Here is a 1,572-nt window from a genome sequence, read left to right on the forward strand (position 1 = left end):
GAGGGCGAACAGAGCTGGCTGCGTGTAACCCGTCTCGTCCAGCCCCTCCCCACCGAACATGACGTCCTTCAGGGGCCGTTCAAGGTGCGGGTCCAGGGCCGCGCACACCTCGTCCAGCGCGGCCGCGAACACAGGGAAGGCCTCATACAACTCCCGGCCCATCCCGGCCCGCTGGCTCCCCTGCCCCGTGAACAGGAACGCGACCGACCCACCAGCGGTCGACGGTGTCACCGCCCCACCGGCAATGGCCTCCAGCGCAGCCAGCAACCCGTCCCGGTCCCCGGCCACCACCGCGGCCCGGTACCCGAACGCCGACCGCATCGTGGCGAGCGAGTGGCCCACATCCGCCGGGTCCAGTTCCGGCCGGGCCACGGCGAAGCCGAGCAGGCGTGCCGCCTGTCCCCGCACCGCCTCGGCGGACTTGCCGGAGACGGTCCAGGGGACCACCGGCAGCGTGGTCCCGGCCGCCACGTCCTCCGCCGGCTCCTCGGCCGGAGCCTCCTCCACGATCACGTGGGCGTTGGTGCCACTGATGCCGAAGGAGGAGACACCGGCACGCCGGGTCCGCTCCCCCGCCGTCCAGGGCCGGGCCTCGGTCAGCAGCTCCACCGCACCCGCCGACCAGTCCACGTGCGACGACGGCGCGTCCACGTGCAAGGTCTGCGGCAGTTCCTCGTTGCGCAGGGCGAGGACCATCTTGATGATGCCGGCCACGCCCGCGGCGGCCTGCGTGTGGCCCAGGTTCGACTTGATCGAGCCCAGCCACAGGGGCTCGTCCTCGCCACGGTCCTGGCCGTAGGTCGCCAGCAGCGCCTGGGCCTCGATCGGGTCGCCCAACCGGGTTCCCGTACCGTGCGCCTCCACCACGTCGACCTGCTGTGCGGTCAGGCGTGCGGAGGCCAGGGCCTGGCGGATGACCCGCTGTTGGGAGGGGCCGTTCGGTGCCGTGAGCTGGCTGCTCGCGCCGTCCTGGTTGATCGCCGAGCCGCGGACGACCGCGAGGACCTGGTGGCCGTTGCGGCGGGCGTCCGACAGGCGCTCCAGGACCAGGACGCCGACGCCCTCGCCCCAACCGGTGCCGTCCGCGGCCTGGGCGAACGGCTTGCACCGGCCGTCCGCAGCGAGACCCCGCTGCCGGCTGAAGTCCACGAACGTGTCCGGAGTCGACATCACCGTCACACCACCGGCCAACGCCAGCGAGCACTCACCACCGCGCAGCGCCTGCGCGGCCAGATGCACCGCCACCAGTGACGACGAGCACGCCGTGTCCACCGTCACCGCCGGACCCTCAAGACCCAGCGCGTACGACACGCGGCCGGACACCACACTGCCCAGTCCGCCGTTGCCCAGGTAACCGGCGAGTTCCTCCGGGACGTCGTGCAGGCGCGGGGCGAAGTCGTGGTACATGACGCCGGCGAAGACGCCGGTGGCGCTGCCGCGCAGGGACGCCGGGTCGATGCCCGCCCGCTCGAACGCCTCCCACGACGTCTCAAGCAGCACCCGCTGCTGCGGGTCCGTCGCCACCGCCTCACGCGGGCTGATCCCGAAGAAGTCCGCGTCGAAGTCCGCCGC

General features: G+C 72.8%; 1 protein-coding gene. It reads right to left on the reverse strand.

The features are described from left to right. The coding region (locus tag IPZ69_RS46675) for a type I polyketide synthase (protein ID WP_235461008.1) at positions 1-1,572 on the reverse strand (1,572 nt) is incomplete at both ends.

The organism is Streptomyces olivochromogenes, from assembly GCF_021538895.1.
GTDB classification, from domain to species: Bacteria; Actinomycetota; Actinomycetes; order Streptomycetales; family Streptomycetaceae; genus Streptomyces; species Streptomyces olivochromogenes_A.